The following is a 15,087-nucleotide window of genomic DNA, read 5'->3' as shown; positions in this document are numbered from 1 at the left end:
CAAATCCCCTTTTTGAAAATCATACCATATTCACATTAACATATCTTATATTCTGTTAAGGTACAGAAAGTGTTAAAAAGTTAGATTTCTCAATACTTTACACCACATTCAAATCATGAGCTTTACAAGTCCTTATTTTGTAAATGTCTTTAGCGTGTAAAAGTGTTTGTTATTTCAAGATGTTGAACCATTTCCTATAATGGGCAAAATAAAATAGCACCAACATCAGTGCTATTTTAAAATTTCAATCGTTTATTTAATTTTTGATACGCTTGATCGATTGCATCTTGATTTACCCCAATATATTTCAATGTAATATAGGGAGCTGAATGATTAAAAATATCCTGCAGCAACGCCACATCTTTTTCTTCTTGATATACATGATAACCAAAGGTCTTACGTAGAGTATGTGTCCCTATTTCATCCAAGCCATTAGCCAAAGCAGCTTTACGCAATATAGCATATGCCCTTACTCGGGTGATTGGTTTATTTTTACCTTGTCGTGATTTGAATAAATACTCCTGGTCTTCTTTATCCTCAACATATGGAGAGAGCACTTTTTGCAATTCTTTTAATATTGGAATGCGTTTTGTCTTATTTTGCTTCTTTTTCTGAACCTTTGACTCTTTAATAAACAACACATGCTTATGACGAACATCTCCTACCTTTAAACGCAAAATATCGCTTATTCTTAGCCCAGTATAAATACCAAAACAGAAAAGCAATTCATCACGTGGATTGTCTTGCAATGTTTTACGAACATCACCAATCTTGTCTATATCACGTATTGGCTGAACAAAATTCATTGACTCGTCACCTCATTCCCCTCATATACCTCCACCCGCAATACTAAAGCCAATTTATACAATGCTTGTGCCTTAATACGATAAAATGTACGCTCACTGATATGGAGCTTTTTTGAGATTTGATAATTATACAAAGGCGTCTCCTCTAAACAAGCCATTACAATAATCTGTCGCTCTTTTTGCGTCAATTTGTAAAAAGCACGATTAAATCTTTCAAAAAAGGCTTTCGCTTGCTTGTAATGCTCTACATTATGGATCGCTGCATTTTCAACTTTTGAATGAATTCCTCCACTATAGGATGGTATGTTTAAGTTATAATTCGCAGTAATCGTAGGCAATAAATCTTCAGGTGTCGTTAGTTGATACGTTCGATATTGTCGTAAGACCTTTTTTATAGCTTTTTGTGTTGCCTTGCCATCAATATTTTTTAGAATATCCACTAATCATCTCTCCTTTGGTTAAAATAAAAAGAGGACAACAAAAGACGGCAGCTTGTTTGCTGCTATCCAATGTTGTCCTCCAGTAGGCTGGTAGAACTTTTATACACAAATAAAAGTTATTTATTATTAATCTTTTTTTCCATATGATTTATTAGGGATTTACTAAATTGTTTTTCTTCAATAGAATAGTATATTTTCGAAAAACTTGAATATAAATAGGGTGGTAATAATCCTACTATATATATTAAAAAAGTAATATCAATCTCTTTAAATAATGTTTTATAATCATTTGCTATAGAAAATTTTAGCATTAAAGGTAAAAAGCCAAAAAGAAAAATTAACATCGTTAACACATCATAAATTTGTTCTCTCAAATCTTCATAATTATTTCTAAAACTATTTATTTTCTTTAAGAATTTCAGAATGGCAGCATAAATTAATACTGAAAAAATTGATAAAATCGCAAATAATAAAATATTATATCCAGCAAGAGTTTCTTCAATACCTCTTGCTCCATAAGAAAATAAATGTTTATATACTTCCCAAACAGATAAATTCTGAAAGATCCATACAGACACAAAAAAGGAAATTAAATAACAAAAAAACCTAATATTATCATAATAAATATATATCCTGCTATAGTAAAAAGTTTTAAGTTTGTTTCTTTTTTAATAATTTTTTTATTCTCCTCAAAATCAAAAGATTTCAAATTTACTTCACCTTATCCTTTTTATAAGTATCCATTATTAATAAAACTCCTTTTATAAAACAAAGCACCCTAAGCAATTTTCTCGAGGTGAAAAATCATGTTAAATTTTTGTAATTCTTATGATACTATTATACCTAATAATGCTAATTAGCGTATATAGAATTTAAAGGAGACTACAATGGCTAATAGAAATGACTTTATCCTTATAAAATTAAAAAGTAAAAAAATGTTTGACTATCTTAAAGTTCAAAACAGTACACATTTAGATGACCTAACAAAAGAAAGATTAGGTTTTTATCATTTAATTCTAGAAAATGTTACAGGTTTTTTAGATTCAAATTCATCAGAAGATACTACAAATGAAGATAATAGTAATACATGCACTATTATTGATACTGTATATAATAGATACGTAAACAACGATACTGATGTTAATGATTTAGGTATGGATGCAGTTTCAATAATGAGAAGCACAAATGGTGAAATAGACATTAAATTATTTAACTTTAAATATAGAGAATCATTTAATCCAGAAAAAACAAAAAGTGAAAATGATATATCTAGAAGTACTAAATTTCTTGAATATCTAATTAGAAATGAAAAATTAGATGAAAATACAAACAGTCTTGTTCATAAACAATTAAACAAGATAATAAGCCATTTAAATAGCAGTAAGATATGTAACATATCAATGTATATGGTATCCAACGAAGCAAAAGGTTTCTCTTCCAGTAGTAATGAATATCTTGAATTATTAGAATCTAATTATGGAATGAAAATAATTAATATTTCACTAGATGATATTATTGGATTTTATAATACTAAAAATGAAGATAGTAAAAGTACTTTTATGATATCCCAAAATGAATTCTTGTCGTTTCAAAGCGATGAAAAATCTACCCAAAAATCCTATATATTAAAATTATCATTACTAGATTTAATCAGAATCTCTTCAAACAATAAAGAGTTATCCAATAATTATTCAATAGAAAACGATGAAGAAATTTTGAGTTCTCAGTTAGACTTTTCACTTTTATATGACAATGTGAGAGGTTACCTAGGTGATACAAAATATAATAAAAATATAATTGATACATTATTAAGAAATCATCAATATTTCTTTATGTTTAATAACGGCATTACGATAACAGCCGAAAACATTGACTGTGAACCAAAAAACAGCGGTGTAAAATATCTGTTTACAATCAAAAATTTCCAAATAGTTAATGGTGGTCAAACAATTAGATCAATCTATAGATTTTTAAATGATAATGAAGATTCAAAAAAAATTTCAAAATTACGAGAGGCTTATGTACTAATAAGAATCTTTAAAACAAGTAAAGATGATACTTTACAAAACTCTATAGCTGAATATACTAATAGTCAAAATGCAATTTCAGATATTGATTTAAAATCAATTGATATTATACAAATACAACTAGAAAGATACTTTTCAGAAATCGGTATTCAATATGCACGGAAAGCTGGCGACTTAGGGGATGTAGAAAAAGAGTACAAAGAAAGAATTTCTATGGAAAAAATGGCCCAAATACTATATTCATCAATAGGTTATCCAGATAGAGCTAGTAATCAAAAAAGAAGATTATTTATAGATTATTATGACGAAATATTTAAATCAGAAAAATTTTCACTCGAGAATTGTTTACACCAAGCAGAAAAATTCTTCGAAATAGAAAAAGAATATAACAATAATATCCATAATTACAAAGTTTCCGATCAAAAAATGTTCTATATTATTTACCTTATTACTTTTTCACAATTAAATATACCAGATGCTATAGAACACCTTGAGAATTTATTAAAAAGTTATAATGCAGATGTTTCCGAAGCGAGAAAATTAATACAAAAGGGCTTCAGAGATCATCTTGAGTCTAGTTTTAATAATCAATTAGCACAAAATCATTATTGAGTTCAAAACTCCTCCCCCTCATCAAATTCAACACGTTTCACCTTCCCTTGATACGTCACAATCTTTGTCTTAGCGTGTGCAGGGAGCTCGGTGAATTTTGCGATGCCATCGGAGAGGACGATGACGCAGTTTTCGGGGAGTTCCATGATGTCGATTTGTAGGATGCCGTCGTTCGAAATGACTAGTGGTTTTAATCGCATAAATGCTTCCCCCTTATGCTATAATGATATTACTGGTAGCAAGGGAGAAGCCTTTGCTCTATCAAAGCTATGGTTGCCGCCATAGCTTTTTTAATTGGTCATGACTAAATTGCTTAACACTTGATAGCAACGTTCTTTTTCTTTAAAGCATTCATGTAAACGATCATTTTCAATTTCGTAAAATTTAGCTGTTTTACGAATGGTATGTTTGCCGATATGAATTTCTTGATCATCATGAAGCTGATTCAGCGCCTGATAAATAGGGTCATACGAAACGCCAAGGATTTCATAGATATTTACATTATCCATCTTCATCCCTCTCTTTTCTTCAAGCTAAAGTCACTTTTATAACTAATCCAACGTCTTTACTAGCTCTTCATCTGACATATTACGAAGCATTTCTTCTGCATAGTTTTTGCGTAGCATGATAATGGCAATGATCTCTTCACGTTCTTGCTTAGACAATCCTTCTCCCCCCTTTGTGCAAATCTAGGCGATACAAATTATATTGACCTGCCGCTGCATGACCAAGGTAGGCTGGAAATTGCACAATCGTTTTTCGGTATTCTAGCAGTGAGGTTTGTATATCGAAATCTGCAAAATACATCACCTTTGTTAACAATCGATGAGCTTCTGTAATGGCTCCTGCCACTTCACCAAATAACGCTTGATGCAGCATATTGACTTCAAATGGATCACTAGCAAAGTAAAAAGCATATTGGCCAAAGCTTTTAACGACATATAGCTTAATTCGACCAATGCCAAGGACATTACGATTAGTCATTTCACGCACTGCCGCATCATCATAGGCTACCTCTAGCAATTTATTAGAATCGTCCTCCAACTGAATTTGTTTTGTAGACACAGCCCAATAGACTTGATGGGCAAACCAACACAATTTAAACTCTGTCGCATACTCCAAAACCTCCTTCACCGTAATAAGGTCGCTCATCTGGCAACACTCCAGGCTATATTGGACAGTCGGCCCGTGTCTTTTACATAGCTGGCGAACACTGTGCCAGTCGTTCCATTTCGGTGCTTAGCGATAATAAATTCCAACATATTTTGGCGTTCGGATTCTTTGGCGTAGTAATCATCGCGATATAAAAATGCGATAACATCAGCATCTTGTTCGATATTGCCTGAATCTCGTAAGTCGCTCATTACAGGGCGTTTGTCCTGACGTTGCTCGACACTGCGATTGAGTTGAGCTAGGAAAATCACAGGGCAATTAAACACTTTTACCATATATACTTCGAGAGTTCCTTTATAATCATCTATATCACAATCATGAAAACTTAGGATTTGTTATCAATGATAATATTATAGAATTAATTAAACATAATATTTTTGTTGTTGTTGTTGATATTGTTGCTGCAATAGGTGCATACAAACGGAACAAATTAAATAATATGATTGAACCGTTTGGTATTCTTGGATTCAAAAAGAATCTCAAGAAAGAAAGGCTAATTGAATGGGTTATAGCTACTGCCCCTGAAATCATTCCAGAGCTTACTTCAGCATCAACAGCAGTGACAATTAATCCGATGTTTACCAAAACAAAAAGAAGAGTATATACCCACTTAAATAAAAAATTTAGAGAAGATATAGATTGGATATAACTAACGAAAACTAAATGACTAAATCTTCACGCGCTCAGTGCGGTAGTCTAAATTATTACGAGTCACCCCTTTTTTCTCACGAAATATTTTTAGCCAATGGCGCACTTTTCTCCCACTTTCATTTTTCAAAATGTAGAATATATAACTGATTAATATTTTCTACTTTTTGTAGTTTTTTAACAAAAATTCTTCATTTAGAAGAAAATGTTTAATTCTACATTTTGTAGCGTTATAATTCCTTATAAGGAAGGAGTTACAAACATGGAATTCAACACTCGTTTAACTTCTTTAAGGAAAGAAAGAAAACTTTTACAAGCTGATGTAGCAAACAAGGTTGGTATTGCTCGTGCTACATATGGAGCTTATGAACAAGGAAGTAGACAACCTGACTTTGAAACATTAAAGAAACTCGCTGACTTCTTTGGAGTATCACTTGACTATCTTCTTGGACGTACAAACATCTCTGCACTGACACCACAAGAAAAAGACGAAGCTGACTTTCAAGCCTTCGCCAATGATCCAGAATTAAATGTATTTTACAAAGAACTTCCTAAATCAGATGAAGAAGCAGTACGCAAACTTCGAAACATTTGGGAAATCATCAAAAATGAGAATAAATAGGACATGCTCTTAATTGCATGTCCTTTAAAATAATGTATATTTGTAATTATAAAACATTTATAGATATATTTTATTTTCAAAGAAATACTTAAAAGATGTAATTTCAATTATCCATATTAATAAACTGTAAAACAGTTTAATTTTTTAACATTTTTATAGTTATATTTACGCACGATAATATATACATAACAAGGAGATGTTTGTATGAAAGGATTTGTAGCAATAGATTTTGAAACAGCTTCACCTAAAAGCCACAGTGCATGCTCACTTGGATTAGTTGTAGTAGAGAATAATCAGATTGTTAATGAACATTATTTCCTAATGTGCCCAGCTGTTTTTGAGATGGATCCAGAACATAAAGCAATACATGGACTTGCATTGATTGATGTAATGTTTAAACCAAAATTCCATAAAATTTGGCCGCAAATTTCCCACTATTTCAATGGTGACTATTATATTGTAGCCCACAACGCTCAATTCGATCTGGGTGTTTTGAAAAGCTGCCTAGACTTTTTTGACATTGCTACCAATGAATTCGATTATTTTTGTACTATCCCGTTCACAAATCGGGTTTGCGGAAGTGATTTCGAGCGCTCATTAAAGGCACGTGCAGAGTATTTTAGCATCCCATTAGAAAATCACCATCACGGATTGGATGATGCACGTGTTTGTGCTGAATTAGTTTTACGAAGTTTAAAAGCAAAAGGCATTCCAACTGTCGAAGAATACATAAGTGTATATAATGACATTCCCATCAAAGCATTCTCTGTTATTAATGCACCGAATACATTTGGCAAAACCAAGTTCCGTTCTACAAAAATTACTGACATTCAACCATCAACAACAGTCTTTGATATTACTCACCCACTCTTTGATAAACAAATTGTCTTTTCGGGGGAGTTAAAATCATTCGACCGAACAAAAGCAGCTAAATTGGCAGCCGATTATGGTGCAATCTTAAAAAGTAGTGTTAGTCGTAAAACAGACTATTTAATTCTTGGTGAACAAGACAAAAAACTTGTCGGTAGTAAAGGAAAAAGTACAAAAGAAATCAAAGCCCAGGAACTAATCGACAAAGGCTTCGACATCCAAATCATTTACGAAGACGATTTCATATCACTCATCTCTCGTAAAATGGACCCCGTACACATGAAACAAAAGGTTAAAATTTAATATATTTTATTTTGTCCAGAACTATAAAATAAGCAATTATAACAAAGGAGAATAAACTTTTATGATAGTACTAGATTTTATTGGAGCTCTTGCATTTCTGTTTTCCATAGGTTACCTACTGTATTTTCTGTTTATGAAAGTTCGTAAAAAAGAAAAGGTATTTTCTAAAAAACTTTTCTTTTCAACATTTCTTGGGAGTTTCATTTTACTTGCGATTTCAATGCAATTTGAAACAGTACCAGGTACCCAATATAATGAGCAGGTTAAATTAAACAAAGAATTACAATTAAAAGTTGATACATTAAATGATGAGCTTGAAAGCTTGAAAGATGATATGGCTAAAGTTTCAGAAGAAAGTCAAAGAATTCTAGATGCAGAAAATGAACAACTTGAAGGATTTGAATTAGAGAAGAAGGTCTTAAAAGAAGAGCAAGATAAAATGAAAAATCAAATAACCACTCTTCAAAATGAAAATAAAGACCTATCAACAAAACTTGCAAACGCTCAAAAATCTTCACAACTAGCTGCTTCAAGTGATAACTATTCCACTTCATCTGGAACTAGTAATACACAATCCGCTCCAGCTAGCACATCTCAAGATGTCTATTACAAGAACTGTAGCCAAGTTCGTGCAGCTGGTGCATCCCCTATCCGTACTGGTGACCCTGGCTATGCTCGACACCTTGACAGAGATGGTGATGGAATTGGTTGCGAATAAAATGTGATCAAAAAAAGAGATCTATAAATAAGATAAACCAAAAGCCACAAAACTTAGGTCCTGTAGAAAAATTTTTGCAGTATTCGGATTAATAAAGGCTTAAAAAAACCTTTAAAATTCATTATATAATTACAAGTTTAAAACACAATATATACAAATCGAAATGCTAGAATTACTTTCCAATAATTTTTATATTAAAAATGAATTATAATACGAACAGCAAAAAGTTACTGATAATAAAAATGTTATTCCAATTTCTAAACTCCTAGAAGAAAGAAAAAATAATAAGCAAGCACCTCATCTTATTCCAAGAGATGAGGTTTTATTATACAATAAAAAGAACATTTGTTCTGTTTATTTGCAGTATTGGAGGGGTTTAATTGAGTAATACAACACATACAGAGGATTTTATCCAGAAACTCTACACAAGAATTGGTATCATAGAACCGCAACAAATGGATTTTCAATCAATTGCGTTGCACCTGGGGACTAAAGTATTTTATTGGCAAGATAAAAGCCAAGCACTCTTTTTAAAGAATCAAGCATACATATTTATAAATGAAGAATTGACAAATCAGCAACAATGGCAAGATTTCTGCCATGAACTAGGCCATGTTCTCTTACATACTGGCAATCAACGACGTATGTCTCCCCTATTCCGTGAATATTAAGAATATATAGCAAACAACTTTATATACCATGCCTGTATCCCCTCTTTTATGTTGGATGAACTAGACCCTAGTGATCTTACTGTCGAAAATATACACCGACTATTTAATGTAGAATATGACTTTGCATTTAAACGATTGGGACAATATCGCAGTAAAAAGTTACTTATGCTGAATTGGAATAGGCAAAATGATAACTCTATTTTATAGTTGGAAGCAGAATGGTATATGCATTCAAAACAAATGAAATGAAGGTGAACGATTTTGAGTTTAGGTGAGTTATTAAAGGAACTACGTGGTGATGAATCTTTACGTGATGCAGCAAAACGTATGGATATTACGTTTTCTTACTTGGCTATGCTTGAAAGAGGAACGGATCGTCGTACTGGCAATGCGATCAAACCAACGCCTGAAACATTGCAACGCATTGCCACAGCCTATCAATATGATTACATAAACCTAATTGACGTTGCAGGTTTGTCCGATGACCCTACTTATAATCCTGCATTAAAAGAACCTTTTCCCCACAATCCCTCATTACAGCAATGGTACAAGTCTCTTCCCCACTGTAATGAGAAAGAAGTCGAGAAACTAAAAATAATTTGGGAAGCACTTTCATAAAGGTGGTGACAGCTAATGCATTACGTTCAAATTAATAAAACAACTTGGCGGTGCACTGGTGAAGGCCCTCGTAACCTGGCACTGGTAAACGCCATCAAATTACGGCGTGGTAAAAGTAAAACGGAAGCACGTGAAAGAGTTGAAAAAGCTATAGCTGAATTAAACAAAGCATATTACTTCGATGCGAAGATAACGTTTGAAGAATTTAGCCAAGACTGGCTAAAGCTTTACCGTATGAAAGGCAACAAGGAAACAACCAACGAACATCGTACCTACTGTATCTCCCTACTCAATCGATACTTGGCCAAAAAGAAAATGACCGCTATTACATCTATCGAATTACAAGGATTGCTCAATCATTTATTTGCTATGGAACGGCCTATAATACGCTTCGGGGCACCCACAATACAGCCAAAATGCTATTTGCTTATGCTAAGGAAGCTGGTTTGATTGAGATGAACCCTGTGGAAGCTACTTTTGTACCGAAGAAGAAAATGACGTTAGAGGAAGCTAGCAGTGAAGACACTGCGAAGCTTTATTTAGAAACCGATGAACTGAAGGAATTTTTAAGTTACGTGGACAAACATCGTAATATCATATATCGCACGCTGATCTACGCAATCGCTTTTACAGGAATGCGACCAGGCGAAGCCGTTGCACTAAAGTATGAAGATGTGGATTTAGAGAAGAAGGTTATTCACATCAACAAAACAGTGTATGCAAAGAAAAGTTTAAGGGGTGACTTCGAGCTCACTCCCCCAAAAACTGCAGGCAGCGTCCGCTCCGTCGATATTGATGATATTGTCGTGGAGAAATTAAAGCAGCTCTACCAATGGCGTGAATTTCGCGAATGGACTAAGTCCGACTTTGTTTTCGGTGATAAGGAAGGCATCCCCCCTACCGTCAAAATGCTCAACCAAACCGTCCGACGCATCGGTGCACTAACGGACATTAACAAACAATTCCGCACCTACATCCTCCGCCATACACATATTAGTCTACTGGCAGAGGCAGGTGTGGATTTGAATTTTATAATGAATCGGGTTGGGCATAAGAATTCTGAGACAACTACGAAGATTTATTTGCATGTTACAGCTGGGATGCGTGTGACTGCTAATGAGAGGATGCACGCTAGGTTTACAAAATTACTGGATTAAAAGTTGTGAAAAAAGAGAGATATTAAGCAAATTGTTTAGTATCTCTTACAAATGAGAATTTATTAATATTCCACACAGAATTCTTTATGATTTTCCACTTATACAGGATAACAAACGGCATTTTTATTTATCTTAATTTCATTTACAGCAAGCTTTGAATCTGAATTTGTTGAAAAATTAAAAATATTCATAGAGATACTACATTGTAGTTAGGACTACAACGATTTTCAAAACTCACCTTGTTAGTGTTCTTAATTTTTCATCTATATGTTTTACAAAAGAATAAACATCCTCCGCACATTTCAATACTGCTTCCCTATTTATATCATTGATATTACCATCTTTTTGTTTTCCATTCCTATGTACTAAATCATGCCTAATTTTTATTGCTTTTGATATGTTTGATAAATCACTTGGAAATTCAATTTGTAAAACACTTCCATAAATCTTCTGTACCTTCCCAATATTATGATAAATTATATCTAATAAATAACTTAAAACTGTTTCTTTAATTTCTTCAACGGATTTAAAAATTTCCGAAAATTCAAGTTTTCTCTTTTTGAACTCTGGATCTGTCTCGACCAATCTGCGAATATACTTTTTGTTATTTATTACAGTATTAATGAAGGCATCCGAGAGATATGTTTCCAATGACGTAATTATATTTGAAAACAACAATCGATAAAAGGCTTTATTAACATTAGAATCTGCTATTTCTAATTCTAATAGCTTGTTAATATTGTCCAAACTTTCTTGAAACGTACTAAAATAATTAGTATTATTATTTACTGAATCCCATAAAAATTCTTTATACTCTTGGTCATACTTAGAAACACTACAAAAACGACATAACGTTATTAAGTTTTCAATAGTATTAGAACCCCCTAAAGACTTAGGAGTTATATGATCTATAACTAAATTTTGTATATCTCCAACACTTCCGCATTTCTGACATGTGAAATTATCCCTTACAAATACCTTTTCAGACAAAAAACAACCTCCTCTTTTTAAATTATTATAATAGGGTTATTCTTATTATAAAAGCACATTATAATAAACAAAAATATTATACATAAATTATAAAACTATTCGTTATGTTTTAGGTATTATTTCCTGATAGGATATTATAAAAGCATTTCCGAAAAGCATGTTCATAATCCAATAAGAATACATAAATGTTTACTTTCAGTGACTTTTTTCAAAAAGCCAACCTTAAAAAACCCCTACAAACGTTGATATATCAAGACATAGAAAAAGCATGAACGCATATATTCGTCGTAAGCATTCATGCTTTTACCCTCTTTCATATGTAATCACAAAGCCCATTATAGCAAGGTTTTTCACACTTGTATAATGTTTCGATTTCACCGATATTCACCTGCATTCAGATTTTTGGTTGCTTTTTTGTTGCTTTGGTTGCTTTTTTAGGTGTAAAAAAATGTCTCAAGCATTTTTTATTTATGCTTTTTAATTTATTTTTATTCGTTTTTAAAATATCATTGCCAATATTCGCTTTAAAAACTTTATTTTGATTTAATTGTAGGGTTGTAAAACGGAGTTAATTAAGAGGAACACTTACATCGATTTAAAGTGTTGCAAGTATGTTGATAAAAATCTAGAACGAAATAAGACAAAATTAAAAGGCATGAGTCCGATACAATATCAAACCCATACCCAATCCGCTACCAATGAAATAACCCGTGCCTAACTTTAAAGTTTCACTTCAATCAAGGAGTGGTCCTTTTTAATTAATTAATAAAATCTCTCATAGTTACAATAGCTTTTGGTTTTTTAACATTATTAATTGTTGTCGATTTTCCGGGATAAGTTGTAGTACCTGTTTGAACATTACCATTATAGACTTTATATACATCATACTTTTTTACAGTAGTATTATATAAATCATATTGTATTGCTCCATAGTAATCACGAGTTGTATTTGGTGCATCTGGACCTACATAGCTTTCTGATTTCGAATAAGTATATGAAATTGTACCACTTGCTGATCCAGTTAACCCAATATTAATTACCTCTTTAAGACTTCCTTCTACGCTCGCTTCATATGTTACTGTCCCTGATACAGTAACTGTTTGAGAAATATTTTTTGTTTGCCCTCTAGCAACACTTACTAAGAATTTTTGGTTACTTATTGGCCCCACATTGTAAGCAGCAATTGAATGAGAACCATATGAGTAATATGAGTATGAATATACTTCATTAATCACTCCTAATGGAGAAACACTATCATCAATTTTTGATAGTTCATTTCTACTTTTACCAACCAAATCTGGATCGATAAATTCTACAGTCGCATTTTGGTTCCCTTCTACTTCAAATTCTTGTACCACTGTTGTTCCCTCTAGATTTTCAACAGACTCTGCAGAAGCATCACTTACATTTGTAACAAATAGTATTGTTACTAGAAAAAAAATACTCTTAAATAGTTTATTCATTTCCACAATCCACCTTTTTAGTATTTTATTACAAATTAATTTTATATTAATTTTCCAAAATAATCAATTTTTTAATCTAAACTAATTTTTTCTCCTTTATATACTAAAAACATTTGAAAATCTCGATTTTTCATAATATTTTCAAGCTCATTATCTTTATATTTTCCATATGCCGTTTCAACAAAAAATGAATAAATATATCCTTCATTAGTATTGGATACATTTAATTTCCCAACTGGGCCTAGAAGTATCTTTGAATCAGAAATATCTTTAACTTCTAATTTAAAATCTTGATAACTTTCAAAAGGTATTTTTTTATCTGTAAATAAAAATATTTCGAATCTGACCCCTTTATAAGATTCATTTGTAGTACTATCGTTAAGATCTAATATATAACTTTTTATTTCTTTCAATTGGAAATCCATCTCATTTATAGACATATTATCCTCTATTTTACCTACACCATTCTTTTCATTTTCTTTATTTAAATTATTTTCTGAACAACCTATTAACAAAAAAATACTTAATAACATTATTGCTCTTGTTTTATTTAACATTAGCTTCACTCCTTAAATTTTTCATATTACTAATTTCTTCAAATTAATATTTTTCCCTTCTTTTTACATTAATTCGAAGTATGTATATAATTTTCATGTAATGAATGAAGAATGTCATAAGTCAAATTAGCAGGAAAAAAAACAGGATTAAAACTCATTACTAATAAAACAACGATTAATGGTTTATAATAAATCCCTCAACTGAGTGACTTTTAAAAATATATAAAAAGACCGCCATTATAAACGACGGTCCATTAACTAAGGAATAAAAACCCCACTCATTTTTGAGCAGGGCTAAAATTAATTACTTTATGTTACGTCTTTGCTGAATCGTAATATACAAACCAATCAAACGATCCGTCGTCATGACTCCATTCTGTAAGTCCTTCAAGTGTGAAGCCTGTATAATTCCATCCTTAACCGCTTGTGCAATAAAGTTCTCTGTTTCAGTTCTCATCGCTGGTGAACCTGGATTCCATGTTGTATTTGCCACTTTGATTTCCTCCTTCTTGTCTTCCACAATTAATTGCACTTTCAATTTACTGTTACTTGGCACAATTACTTGTCCTTCTAATTTGTACCCTCTAGGCATCTTCCAATTGGGCTTCACTTCGAAATGTGGTCGGTCAATTCTACGTGCCCAATCACCGCCCCACGTAATACCTAACTTACGAGCTATTGCCCCGACTTTTGTTAATGTATCTACATCATATAAGGGCTTAGGGGGAGCCACTGCTATGTCCCATGCTAATCGTGAAGTGTGATTACTCTTCAACGTCCACGTCACTATTTTGCCTGGTCTTGTTCTGCCTTGTGCATATAGATAATTTTGGCGTGCTTGTGAACGATATGTTTCGGTAATAAAGATGTCTTTTATCCCTGCTTTATAGCACTGTTGAAAGAGCAATCTGCAAGCCGTTTGGGCTACTGGTAGTAATTCACCTAAATCTCGGCATGTAGTTGTAACACTCATTGTTTATCATCCTTTTTATCATCATTGTCGATTTGAAGTTGCTTAAAAGCATTTGTTAAAAACTTCGGCACTTTCATCCCTAACTTTCCAAGATTCTCAATCATACTGATTCCTTCCATCCCGATTAGAAAAAGAATCATGGCATTGCGCATAAAGTTGCCACTTTCGGTTGCCAAGTCCAGTTGTACTGCTGCAATGACCATCAAAATCATGGCCACTTTTTTAAACAGTCCGATTAAAGCTTTTCTGCTATCAACGTTTTTCACAACAAACGCAACCATAACGCCTAAAATATAATCAATCGCCATAAAAATAACGAATGCTTTGATTAAATGGTCAATGCCACCAACAAAATAGGCGACCCCTGCCACGGAGCCGCCTACAAGTGATGTATATAATGTGTCTGTTTTCATTGGATACCTTCCTTTTTCATAATAAA

The 15,087-nt window shown here is 32.4% G+C and carries 22 protein-coding genes and 1 pseudogene; 10 read left to right on the top strand and 13 right to left on the bottom strand.

Annotation, left to right across the window (positions count from 1 at the left end; all coding sequences use genetic code 11):
* Positions 1-236: 236 nt before the first annotated feature.
* The 3 genes from I5435_RS10470 to I5435_RS10460 all read right to left on the bottom strand — a co-directional run bounded on the left by I5435_RS10470 (position 237) and on the right by I5435_RS10460 (position 1,824).
* Positions 237-806: a tyrosine-type recombinase/integrase gene (locus I5435_RS10470; RefSeq protein ID WP_337983765.1), complete on the bottom strand. Its 570-nt coding sequence runs from the start codon at positions 804-806 to the stop codon at positions 237-239.
* On the bottom strand, positions 803-1,246 hold the full coding sequence (locus I5435_RS10465; protein ID WP_337983764.1) for an ArpU family phage packaging/lysis transcriptional regulator: 444 nt from the start codon (positions 1,244-1,246) through the stop codon (positions 803-805). The genes I5435_RS10470 and I5435_RS10465 overlap by 4 nt, the downstream gene beginning before the upstream one ends.
* A gap of 116 nt (positions 1,247-1,362) precedes the next feature.
* Positions 1,363-1,824 carry a hypothetical protein gene (locus I5435_RS10460; protein WP_337983763.1) on the bottom strand — a complete coding sequence of 154 codons (462 nt, stop codon included), beginning with the start codon at positions 1,822-1,824 and terminating at the stop codon, positions 1,363-1,365.
* Between the two features lie 309 nt (positions 1,825-2,133).
* Between I5435_RS10460 and I5435_RS10455 the strand changes: the two genes are divergently transcribed.
* Positions 2,134-3,885, top strand: coding sequence for an AIPR family protein (locus I5435_RS10455; protein WP_337983762.1), 1,752 nt, complete (start codon positions 2,134-2,136; stop codon positions 3,883-3,885).
* A 2-nt stretch (positions 3,886-3,887) separates the two neighbouring features.
* Here the strand turns inward: I5435_RS10455 and I5435_RS10450 are convergent, their stop codons facing one another.
* The 5 genes and pseudogenes from I5435_RS10450 to I5435_RS10430 form a co-directional block, all read right to left on the bottom strand.
* A complete protein-coding gene (locus tag I5435_RS10450; RefSeq protein WP_337983761.1) occupies positions 3,888-4,085 on the bottom strand; it encodes an XtrA/YqaO family protein in 198 nt (65 codons plus the stop codon).
* Positions 4,086-4,175: 90 nt separating this feature from the next.
* Positions 4,176-4,394, bottom strand: coding sequence for a hypothetical protein (locus I5435_RS10445; RefSeq protein ID WP_337983760.1), 219 nt, complete (start codon positions 4,392-4,394; stop codon positions 4,176-4,178).
* Positions 4,395-4,436: 42 nt separating this feature from the next.
* The gene (locus I5435_RS10440) at positions 4,437-4,550 is read right to left on the bottom strand and encodes a BH0509 family protein (protein ID WP_337983759.1); all 114 of its coding nucleotides are present in this window, start codon (positions 4,548-4,550) and stop codon (positions 4,437-4,439) included.
* The gene (locus I5435_RS10435) at positions 4,543-5,037 is read right to left on the bottom strand and encodes a hypothetical protein (RefSeq protein ID WP_337983758.1); all 495 of its coding nucleotides are present in this window, start codon (positions 5,035-5,037) and stop codon (positions 4,543-4,545) included. Before I5435_RS10435 ends, I5435_RS10440 begins: the two co-directional genes overlap by 8 nt.
* A pseudogene (locus I5435_RS10430) lies at positions 5,034-5,333 on the bottom strand (DnaB-like helicase C-terminal domain-containing protein); the annotation flags it as partial. The pseudogene I5435_RS10430 and the gene I5435_RS10435, both read right to left, overlap by 4 nt.
* Before the next feature lie 164 nt (positions 5,334-5,497).
* On the opposite strand from I5435_RS10430, the gene I5435_RS10425 reads away from it, so the two are divergent.
* The 8 genes from I5435_RS10425 to I5435_RS10390 all read left to right on the top strand — a co-directional run bounded on the left by I5435_RS10425 (position 5,498) and on the right by I5435_RS10390 (position 10,665).
* A complete protein-coding gene (locus I5435_RS10425) occupies positions 5,498-5,707 on the top strand; it encodes a hypothetical protein (protein WP_337983757.1) in 210 nt (69 codons plus the stop codon).
* 261 nt (positions 5,708-5,968) lie between these two features.
* A complete protein-coding gene (locus I5435_RS10420) occupies positions 5,969-6,328 on the top strand; it encodes a helix-turn-helix domain-containing protein (protein ID WP_337983756.1) in 360 nt (119 codons plus the stop codon).
* 204 nt (positions 6,329-6,532) lie between these two features.
* The gene (locus I5435_RS10415) at positions 6,533-7,501 is read left to right on the top strand and encodes an exonuclease domain-containing protein (protein WP_337983755.1); all 969 of its coding nucleotides are present in this window, start codon (positions 6,533-6,535) and stop codon (positions 7,499-7,501) included.
* A gap of 61 nt (positions 7,502-7,562) precedes the next feature.
* The gene (locus I5435_RS10410) at positions 7,563-8,219 is read left to right on the top strand and encodes an excalibur calcium-binding domain-containing protein (RefSeq protein WP_337983754.1); all 657 of its coding nucleotides are present in this window, start codon (positions 7,563-7,565) and stop codon (positions 8,217-8,219) included.
* Between the two features lie 380 nt (positions 8,220-8,599).
* On the top strand, positions 8,600-8,890 hold the full coding sequence (locus I5435_RS10405) for an ImmA/IrrE family metallo-endopeptidase (RefSeq protein ID WP_337983753.1): 291 nt from the start codon (positions 8,600-8,602) through the stop codon (positions 8,888-8,890).
* 261 nt (positions 8,891-9,151) lie between these two features.
* Complete coding sequence (locus tag I5435_RS10400) at positions 9,152-9,508, top strand: helix-turn-helix domain-containing protein (RefSeq protein ID WP_337983752.1); 357 nt, start codon at positions 9,152-9,154, stop codon at positions 9,506-9,508.
* 15 nt (positions 9,509-9,523) lie between these two features.
* Positions 9,524-9,958 (top strand): tyrosine-type recombinase/integrase, encoded by a 435-nt coding sequence (locus I5435_RS10395; protein WP_337983751.1) that lies wholly within the window; start codon positions 9,524-9,526, stop codon positions 9,956-9,958.
* Between the two features lie 5 nt (positions 9,959-9,963).
* Complete coding sequence (locus I5435_RS10390; protein ID WP_337983860.1) at positions 9,964-10,665, top strand: site-specific integrase; 702 nt, start codon at positions 9,964-9,966, stop codon at positions 10,663-10,665.
* Between the two features lie 234 nt (positions 10,666-10,899).
* On the opposite strand, the gene I5435_RS10385 is transcribed toward I5435_RS10390, so the two are convergent.
* Positions 10,900-11,655, bottom strand: a complete 756-nt coding sequence (locus I5435_RS10385) for an HNH endonuclease (protein ID WP_337983750.1) — start codon at positions 11,653-11,655, stop codon at positions 10,900-10,902.
* Between the two features lie 571 nt (positions 11,656-12,226).
* Between I5435_RS10385 and I5435_RS23170 the strand changes: the two genes are divergently transcribed.
* Complete coding sequence (locus tag I5435_RS23170) at positions 12,227-12,373, top strand: hypothetical protein (protein ID WP_443136946.1); 147 nt, start codon at positions 12,227-12,229, stop codon at positions 12,371-12,373.
* Between the two features lie 40 nt (positions 12,374-12,413).
* On the opposite strand, the gene I5435_RS10380 is transcribed toward I5435_RS23170, so the two are convergent.
* From I5435_RS10380 to I5435_RS10365, 4 genes are all read right to left on the bottom strand, one after another.
* Positions 12,414-13,118 (bottom strand): hypothetical protein, encoded by a 705-nt coding sequence (locus I5435_RS10380; protein ID WP_337983749.1) that lies wholly within the window; start codon positions 13,116-13,118, stop codon positions 12,414-12,416.
* A 71-nt stretch (positions 13,119-13,189) separates the two neighbouring features.
* Positions 13,190-13,675 carry a hypothetical protein gene (locus tag I5435_RS10375; RefSeq protein WP_229386830.1) on the bottom strand — a complete coding sequence of 162 codons (486 nt, stop codon included), beginning with the start codon at positions 13,673-13,675 and terminating at the stop codon, positions 13,190-13,192.
* Between the two features lie 304 nt (positions 13,676-13,979).
* Positions 13,980-14,648: a M15 family metallopeptidase gene (locus tag I5435_RS10370; RefSeq protein ID WP_337983748.1), complete on the bottom strand. Its 669-nt coding sequence runs from the start codon at positions 14,646-14,648 to the stop codon at positions 13,980-13,982.
* Positions 14,645-15,061, bottom strand: coding sequence for a phage holin family protein (locus I5435_RS10365; RefSeq protein ID WP_337983747.1), 417 nt, complete (start codon positions 15,059-15,061; stop codon positions 14,645-14,647). Before I5435_RS10365 ends, I5435_RS10370 begins: the two co-directional genes overlap by 4 nt.
* Positions 15,062-15,087: the final 26 nt, after the last annotated feature.

This window comes from Lysinibacillus sp. C5.1 (genome assembly GCF_016350185.1).
GTDB classification, from domain to species: domain Bacteria; phylum Bacillota; class Bacilli; order Bacillales_A; family Planococcaceae; genus Lysinibacillus; species Lysinibacillus sphaericus.
The sequence above is the reverse complement of the archived record's forward strand: the minus strand, read 5'-3'. Positions and strand labels throughout refer to the sequence as shown.

Coding starts and splice junctions, on each gene's coding strand:
- I5435_RS10470 (WP_337983765.1), bottom strand. CDS start 806: ATGAATTTTGTTCAGCCAATACGTGATATAGACAAGATTGGTGATGTT.
- I5435_RS10455 (WP_337983762.1), top strand. CDS start 2,134: ATGGCTAATAGAAATGACTTTATCCTTATAAAATTAAAAAGTAAAAAA.
- I5435_RS10450 (WP_337983761.1), bottom strand. CDS start 4,085: ATGCGATTAAAACCACTAGTCATTTCGAACGACGGCATCCTACAAATC.
- I5435_RS10445 (WP_337983760.1), bottom strand. CDS start 4,394: ATGGATAATGTAAATATCTATGAAATCCTTGGCGTTTCGTATGACCCT.
- I5435_RS10435 (WP_337983758.1), bottom strand. CDS start 5,037: ATGAGCGACCTTATTACGGTGAAGGAGGTTTTGGAGTATGCGACAGAG.
- I5435_RS10425 (WP_337983757.1), top strand. CDS start 5,498: ATGATTGAACCGTTTGGTATTCTTGGATTCAAAAAGAATCTCAAGAAA.
- I5435_RS10420 (WP_337983756.1), top strand. CDS start 5,969: ATGGAATTCAACACTCGTTTAACTTCTTTAAGGAAAGAAAGAAAACTT.
- I5435_RS10415 (WP_337983755.1), top strand. CDS start 6,533: ATGAAAGGATTTGTAGCAATAGATTTTGAAACAGCTTCACCTAAAAGC.
- I5435_RS10410 (WP_337983754.1), top strand. CDS start 7,563: ATGATAGTACTAGATTTTATTGGAGCTCTTGCATTTCTGTTTTCCATA.
- I5435_RS10395 (WP_337983751.1), top strand. CDS start 9,524: ATGCATTACGTTCAAATTAATAAAACAACTTGGCGGTGCACTGGTGAA.
- I5435_RS10390 (WP_337983860.1), top strand. CDS start 9,964: ATGAACCCTGTGGAAGCTACTTTTGTACCGAAGAAGAAAATGACGTTA.
- I5435_RS10380 (WP_337983749.1), bottom strand. CDS start 13,118: ATGAATAAACTATTTAAGAGTATTTTTTTTCTAGTAACAATACTATTT.
- I5435_RS10375 (WP_229386830.1), bottom strand. CDS start 13,675: ATGTTAAATAAAACAAGAGCAATAATGTTATTAAGTATTTTTTTGTTA.
- I5435_RS10370 (WP_337983748.1), bottom strand. CDS start 14,648: ATGAGTGTTACAACTACATGCCGAGATTTAGGTGAATTACTACCAGTA.
- I5435_RS10365 (WP_337983747.1), bottom strand. CDS start 15,061: ATGAAAACAGACACATTATATACATCACTTGTAGGCGGCTCCGTGGCA.